This window comes from Streptomyces sp. NPDC055078 (assembly GCF_053607985.1).
Genome location: NZ_JBSGUP010000409.1, coordinates 1 through 7,386, shown reverse-complemented (window position 1 = coordinate 7,386; position 7,386 = coordinate 1). Strand labels below are relative to the sequence as shown.

Annotated in this window: 5 protein-coding genes; 3 read left to right on the top strand and 2 right to left on the bottom strand. The window is 68.5% G+C overall.

Annotated elements, in window-relative coordinates; all coding sequences use genetic code 11:
- Nucleotides 1-59: 59 nt before the first annotated feature.
- Together ACWF94_RS27645 and ACWF94_RS27640 are read right to left on the bottom strand one after the other, a co-directional pair.
- Nucleotides 60-2,258: an OmpL47-type beta-barrel domain-containing protein gene (locus ACWF94_RS27645; protein WP_453494060.1), complete on the bottom strand. Its 2,199-nt coding sequence runs from the start codon at nt 2,256-2,258 to the stop codon at nt 60-62.
- A 17-nt stretch (nt 2,259-2,275) separates the two neighbouring features.
- Nucleotides 2,276-4,759: a ThuA domain-containing protein gene (locus ACWF94_RS27640; protein ID WP_453494057.1), complete on the bottom strand. Its 2,484-nt coding sequence runs from the start codon at nt 4,757-4,759 to the stop codon at nt 2,276-2,278.
- Between the two features lie 195 nt (nt 4,760-4,954).
- Between ACWF94_RS27640 and ACWF94_RS27635 the strand changes: the two genes are divergently transcribed.
- The 3 genes from ACWF94_RS27635 (at nt 4,955) to ACWF94_RS27625 (ending at nt 7,322) form a co-directional block, all read left to right on the top strand.
- Nucleotides 4,955-6,040 (top strand): multicopper oxidase domain-containing protein, encoded by a 1,086-nt coding sequence (locus tag ACWF94_RS27635; protein ID WP_453494054.1) that lies wholly within the window; start codon nt 4,955-4,957, stop codon nt 6,038-6,040.
- 81 nt (nt 6,041-6,121) lie between these two features.
- On the top strand, nt 6,122-6,904 hold the full coding sequence (locus tag ACWF94_RS27630; protein WP_453494051.1) for a VOC family protein: 783 nt from the start codon (nt 6,122-6,124) through the stop codon (nt 6,902-6,904).
- 175 nt (nt 6,905-7,079) lie between these two features.
- Entirely contained in the window at nt 7,080-7,322 is a 243-nt protein-coding gene (locus tag ACWF94_RS27625; protein ID WP_453494048.1) for a WhiB family transcriptional regulator, read from the top strand.
- The last annotated feature ends 64 nt before the right edge of the window (nt 7,323-7,386 follow it).

Here is a 7,386-nt window from a genome sequence, read left to right as displayed (position 1 = left end):
CCATGGGATCCATGGTGGGCGGCGGCCTCAGCGGGGGAGCTGACCGGGGGTCTTCCCGGCTACAGCTCCTGGATGCGGATGTTGCGGTACGAGACCACGTCCGTGGTGCCGTGGACCTGGAGCCCGATGTGGCCCAGGGCGTACCGGCGGCCGTCGGTGCCGACGTCGTCGGAGCGCGGCGGGGTGAAGGTCTGCCCGGCCGTGTTCTCGAACTGGTTGATCAGCACACCGTTGCGGTAGACCGAGTACGACTGGCCGACCACCCGGATCTCGTAGTCGTTCCAGGTGCCCTTGGGGGTCACCCCGGCGCCCGCGAGCCCGACGCGGTCGAAGCCGTAGACCGAACCGGTCTTGTACATGTCGCCGTCGGGCCGGTCCAGGACCTGCACCTCATGGCCGTACTTGATGGCGACCCACTCGGGGCGCGGCTCCTCCGGGTTGTCGTGGACGTAGGGGAAGCGGACGAAGACACCGCTGTTGGCGTTGCCGGTGCCGGGCGCGTCGTCCCGCCACTGGAGCTTCAGCGAGAAGTCCCCGTACTGCTTCTGCGGGAGCCACAGCATGCCCAGGCCGCCCTTGGTGGTGCCGCTGGTCATCGTCCCGTCGTCGTTGAGGGCGAACGAACCGCCCCCGACGTGCTGCCACTTGTCGAACGACGACTTGGTGCCGTCGAAGATATCGCGGTAGCCGGTGTTCTGGCCGGGCTTGCCGATGCCGGACTTCTTGGCGGCGCTGTAGATCTTCCGGTGCTCACGGGTGTCGATGACGGCGTCGGCGAGGAGCCGGTCGAGCACCTGGTCCACGTGCTTGAGGAACAGCGCGTGGGACGACCAGGACTTCTCGTCCTCGATCAGCTCGTTGACCGTGCAGCGGCTGCGGGTCATCCGGTTGGGCACACCCGTGTCGACCGTGCCGACGATCACCGTCAGCCGTTCGTCCCACTCGGGACAGTTGGGGGCCGGGACCCCGCCGCCCTCGGCGACCGTGAAGGTCACCTTCTGGGCCGCCGAGGTGTTGCCCGCCTTGTCCGTCGCCCGGTGCAGCACCGTGTGGAAGCCCACCCGGTCGACGAGCACGGGGGCGGTGTAGGCGAGGTACGGGCCGCCGTCGAGGGAGTACTCGACCTTGTCGACCCCGGAGCCGTCGACGTCGGTCGCGTTGACCGTCACCTTGGCGCTGGTGATGTACGCGCCGTCGGAGTTCTGCTGGCCCGCCACATCCGCGCCGGTGACCGGCGGGGTGGTGTCGGGGGAGGGCGCGGGGACGACCGTGAAGTCGGCGGACTTCTCGGCGGCGGCGTTGCCCGCCTTGTCGGTCGCCTTGAAGCGCACCTTGTGGGTGCCGGCCGCGTGCACCATCACCGGGGCGGTGTACGGCTGCCAGGCACCGCTCGCGCCGATCGCGTACTCGATGGTGTTGACGCCCGAGCCGGTGTCGGACGCGGTCACGGTGACCGTGGCCATGTCCAGATACTGGCCCTGGTCGTTCCGCTCGCCGCTGACGGTCGCCGAGGTCTCCGGCGGCGTCTTGTCGTCGGTCGACGGGGCGGCCACCCGGAACTCCTCGGACTTCTCGGCAGCCGTGTTCCCCGCCTTGTCGGTGGCCCGGTAGCGGATCTTGTGGGTGCCGACCGTGTTGACGACCACCGGGGCGGTGTACGCCTGCCACGGCCCGTCGGCTCCCACGGCGTACTCGGTCTTCGCCACTCCGGAGCCCTCGTCGGTCGCCGAGACCGTGACCGTCGCCTGCCCGACGTACGCGCCGTCGGCGTTCTTGTCGCCGTCGACCTTCGCCGAGGTGACGGGCGCCGTGGTGTCCCCGCCGGTGCCCTCGGTGACGGTGAGGATGCCCTGCATCGTCCCGTGGCCGGGGATGGTGCAGTAGAAGCGGTAGCGGCCGGGCGTCAGGGTGACATCGACGCTGTGCTTGCCGCCCTTCTCGTCACCGGGGTTGGCGAGGATGTTCAGCGGTACGTCGTTGTTGTACTCCGGGTCCGACACATCGAAGGTCAGGGAGTGCGGCATCCCGGTCGTGTTGCCGGTCGCCCGGCTGTTCTCGAAGGTGATCGTCGTCTGGCCCTCCACCGCCGTGGTGGGGAAGGAGAGATACCGGTCGATCGGGTCGCCCGCGGTCCAGGTCAGTGTCTGTGCCGCGGCCTTCGCCTCTTCGCCGCCACGGGACCCGGTGCCCTGCCCGTACGCCGCCGCGGACATCAGCCCGACGACCATCGCGACGGAGGCCACCAGGGCCGTCCACATATGTTTCGCTCTGTGTCTCACCGTGCCGCCTTCCGTGCCAGCTTGTCGGCGGACGGCGTCGCCTCGCCGCCCTTGTACGTGATGTGCCACAGCGCCGATGTGGAGTGGGAGGTGAAGAACCCGCGCCCGTAGTCGAGGACGTAGAGCGAGCCGTCGGGTGCGAACTTCCAGTCCATGAGGTTGCGGATACCGCTGTTGCCGACCGGGATGATCTTCTTCAGCGATTCGGCGTGCACCGGGATGCCGCCCTTGCCCACGGTCTTGGGGTCGGTCAGCACCGCGTGCCGCGGCTGGTCACCGTCGTAGAAGTCACCGACGAACCACTTGCCGTCCCAGTACGAGGGCCACTTGGTGGCGCTGGTGCTCCCCGTGTCGTAGCGGTAGACCGGGCCGTTCATGGTCGCCTGGCCGCCGCCCTTGAGCCAGGGCATCAGCAGTTTCTGGTCCTCCAGCTTGTAGCTGGGCACGCCGTTGGCGTCGCGCGGGAAGTCGGGGCCGCCGCCCTGGGGCGCGTACCAGATCGTGTTGGGGGTGACGGGCGGCACATTCACCAGACCGTCGTTGTTGGGGGACTCGTTCTTGGGGGCCGCGCAGTTGTACCAGCCGAGCGGCTTGGTCGGATCGGTCAGGCCGCGGTCCCGGTAGGGCTGGTTGTTGCCCATGCAGAACGGCCAGCCGTGGTTGCCGGGCTTGGTGATGGCGGCGAAGGTGTCGTACTTGGCGGGACCCCAGGTCGTGGAGGGCGCCCCGGCGTCCGGGCCGACCCACCCCGCGTACAGGATGTCCGTCTTCTTGTCGACAAAGATCCGGGCCGGGTTGCGGACGCCCATGACATAGATCTCGCCACGGGTCTTGCCGCCGCCCTCGTCGGGTTCCTCACCGGTGAAGAGGTTCCCCGATGGGAGGGTGTAGGTGCCGTTCTTCTCGGGGCGGATCCGCAGGATCTTCCCGTTGAGGTTGTTGGTGTTGCCGGAGGTGCGGCGCGCGTCGGCGAACGAGAGCCCCTTGTAGTTCGGCTGCGGGTTGTTGCCCGAGTAGCCGTCGCTGAACCGGGAGGAGTTGTTGTCACCGGTCGCGATGTAGAGGTTCCCCTTCGAGTCCCACGCCATCCCGCCGCCCGAGTGGCAGCAGCTGTGGATCTGTACCGGCCACTTCAGCAGCACCTTCTCGCTCGCGAGATTGAGCTTGTTGGTGGTGAAGTCGAACTTGAAGCGCGAGACCCGGCGATCGGCGACACGGGTGTCGCGGTTGATCTCCGAGTGCGGGGTGTAGTGCAGATACACCCAGCCGTTGGTCATGAACGCCGGGTCCAGCTCGATGCCGAGCAGCCCCTCCTCGTTCTTGATCAGCTCATCGCCGCCGCCCTTGTTGCCGAAGACGGACAGCACCCCGGCGAGCGAGACCTTCTTCGTCTTCGGGTCGAAGACATGGATCTCGCCGTCGCCCTTGCCGATCTCGGGGTTGTTCCAGTCGGTGACGACCGGCTTGCTGCTGTCGCCGCCGCCGCGCCCGATGTAGAACACCCGCCCGTCGGGGGCGGTGACCAGTCCGTGCGGTTCGCCGATCTGGTCGTTCTGCCCCGGCTGATTGGGCTGGGTGACCCGCTCCGCCGTGTAGTTGGCGTTGATGGTGGCCTTGCAGTCGGCGCGCGAGATACGGCTCGTCCAGGCCAGCGCCCCGCGCAGATGGTCGCGGAAGTCGGTCTCCGAGAAGCTGTCGACCGTACCGCCCATCCCGGTGTAGAAGGAGCGCCCGCCGTCGTAGTCACGGCACCAGGAGATCGGCTTGTCCCAGCCGTTGGCCCCGGTGCCCGGTTTGTACGAGGTCTCCTTGAGCCGGGCCACGGTGTGCACACTGCCCGACGGGTTCACCGACCAGTTGAACCACTTGTCGGGGCGCTTCCACTGGAGCGGCAGGGACCGGGTGGCCGGATGCTGACGGTCGCCGACCTCGATGACGGCCCGCTGGACCGTGCTCGGCGCCCCTGTCGGGCGTGCGCCGACGAGGCCGGTGAACCACTCGGAGTACGGTTCGGTCCGCGCCGCGTCATGGACGCCGAGGAAGCCGCCGCCCGCCTCCATGTACTGCTCCAGGCCGGACTCCTGCTCGGGGTCGAGCACATCGCCGCCGCCCGTCAGGAAGACGACCGCGTTGTACTTGCCGAGCCGGGCGGCGTTGGTGAACACCGAGGCGTCATCGGTTGCCTCGGTGGCGAACCGGCCCGCCGCCGGGCCGGTCTGACCGATCGTCTCGATCGCCTGGATACCGGCGTTGACGATCGGCGACTCATCGGTCGCCGAGCTGTGGAAGACGAGGACCCGCACGTTCTTGCCGCCCGGGGGCGACGGGAGGGACAACGTTGTCGCCCTCGGTTCCGGTGGTGGCTTGGCGGAGGCGATATTGCCCCCGCCGAGCAGGGACACGGTCAGGGCGCCGACCCCAAGGGCCGCCGCCAGCGCGTTTCTTCGGGATCTCGACCTGTGATCCGGAGCGTGCTGCATGTGGTCACCCACCCCTCTTCGGTCACAACAACAGCCTGGAAGCTAGACCCCTTTCGGCAGTTCGCCAATAGCTACGACCGAAAAAGAACGAACTTTGTCCTGGGCGTGGATAAACAATGATCCTCCGGCTACCGTATGGCCGTCCCCGGGGTCCCATGTGCCCCGCAATCTCCGGAACAGAGTGGAGAGTTCGGCATGGACAGACGGAGCTTCAACCGACGGCTGCTGGCGGGAAGCGCGGTCGCGGCCACCGGAGCGACCTCGTTGTCCCTCGCGTCCGCCCCGGGCGCGGCAAGTGCCCCATTGGCGGCGGGGACACCGAAGACGGCACCGGCCGGCGGCCGGGTACGCCGTATGAAGCTGTACGCCGAGAAGCTGGCGGACGGCTCGATGGGCTACGGCCTGGCGAAGGGCAAGGCGACCATCCCCGGCCCGATGATCGAGCTGATCGAGGGCGACACCCTGCACATCGAGTTCGAGAACACCATGGATGTGCCTGTGAGCCTGCATGTCCACGGCGTCGACTACGACATCGCCAATGACGGCACCCGGCTCAGCCGCAGCCATGTGGAGCCCGGCGCCACCCGCACGTACACCTGGCGCACCCATCTGCCGGGCCGGCGCGCGGACGGCACCTGGCGGCAGGGCAGCGCGGGCTACTGGCACTACCACGACCATGTGGTGGGCACCGACCACGGCACACACGGTCTCCGCAAGGGCCTCTACGGCCCGCTGGTGGTCCGCAGAAAGGGCGACATCCTCCCCGACAAGCAGTTCACCATCGTCTTCAACGACATGTTGATCAACAACAAGCCCGCCGACGCCAGCCCCGATTTCCGGGCCACGGTGGGCGACCGGGTGGAGATCGTCATGATCACTCACGGCGAGCTGTACCACACGTTCCATATGCACGGACATCGCTGGGCGGACAACAGAACAGGACTGCTCCAGGGGCCCAACGACGTCAGCCGGGTGATCGACAACAAGATCACGGGCCCCGCCGACTCCTTCGGCTTCCAGGTGATCGCCGGGGAGAACGTGGGCGCGGGCGCCTGGATGTACCACTGCCATGTGCAGAGCCACTCGGACATGGGCATGGCCGGGCTGTTTCTGGTGGCGAAGCCGGACGGCACGATTCCGGGGTACGACCCGCATCACGGGGTCCAGCCGAAGACGCAGCCGGAGTCGCAGCCGGAGTCGCAGCCGGAGCCGCAATTGGAGTCCCAACCGGAGTCGCAACCGGAGTCCCGGGCGAAGCCGAGCGGGCACGCGGGGCACTGACCCCGCTACGGGTGCGGGTGCGCGCCATCGGTAGCAGACTCGGGAGCGACAGGCCAACGGGACCCTACGAAGGAGCGCACCATGCTCACCACCCGTTACGTCACCGGCGCCCCGAACTGGATCGACCTGGGCACCCCGGACATCGACGCGGCGAACAGGTTCTACGGCGGCCTCTTCGGCTGGACCTTTCAGTCGGCCGGGCCCGAGGCGGGCGGGTACGGGATGTACCAGCTCGACGGCCAGACCGCGGCGGGCGCCATGACCGTCCCCCCGGAACAGGGCCCGCCCGCCTGGAACGTCTATTTCCAGTCACCTGACGCCGACGCCACGGCCGAGGCGGTCCGCAAGGGCGGCGGCACCGTCCCGCTCGACCCGATGGACGTCTTCGACCTGGGCCGGATGGCCGTCTTCACCGACCCCGCCGGTACGACCTTCTCGACCTGGCAGCCCGGCCGGAACAAGGGCCTCGACCTGATCAACGTCCCGGGCTCCCTGTGCTGGCTGGAGCTGTACACCCCCGACCAGGAAGCCTCCCTCGCCTTCTACTCCACCGTCTTCGACTGGGGCACCTCCGCGATGCCCTTCCCCGACGGCTCCGGCACCTACACGATGGTCCACCCCTCCGCCGCCGGCGTCGACGCGATGTTCGGCGGCCTCGTCCCCCTGGAGATCGACCCCATCGAGTCGGATGCGCACTGGCTGCCCTACTTCGAGGTCTCCGACTGCGATGCCACGGCCGCCCGCGCGACGGAGCTGGGCGGCACGGTCCGGATGGCCCCGGTCGACATGGAGGGCGTCGGCCGTTTCGCCAAGCTGACGGATCCCGCGGGGGCGCGGTTCGCGCTGATGCAGGGAGTGCAGTAGCACCTCGCGGACCCGGCGGTGCGACCCGGCGGTGCGACCGGGCGGTGCGACCGGGCGGTGCGACCCGTATACGCGCAGGGCGCACCTCATGGACCCGAAGCGCGCGCCCGGCGGGCCCGGCGGTGTTGATCCCGCATTGATCCGGCGTTTATCGGTCTGGGTGAGGGTCGGCGGTATGCCGATAGATTCCACCGACGACGAACTCTCCTGGCAGGAGACAGCACTGTGCGCACAGACAGGACCGGAGTTCTTCTTCCCGGCCCCCGGGACCTCGACACGAGAGGCGAAGCGCCTGTGCAAGGCGTGCGAGGGGAGGGTGGAGTGCTTGGAGTTCGCGCTGAGGCACGATGAGAAGTTCGGGGTGTGGGGTGGGCTGTCGGAGAAGGAGCGGGAGCTGCTGAAGCGGGGGCGGCAGTGACTCCGGCCGGCAGTGACTTCTGTTGGCTCGACTCCCGCCGGCTCACTCCGAGTGACCCCGCCTG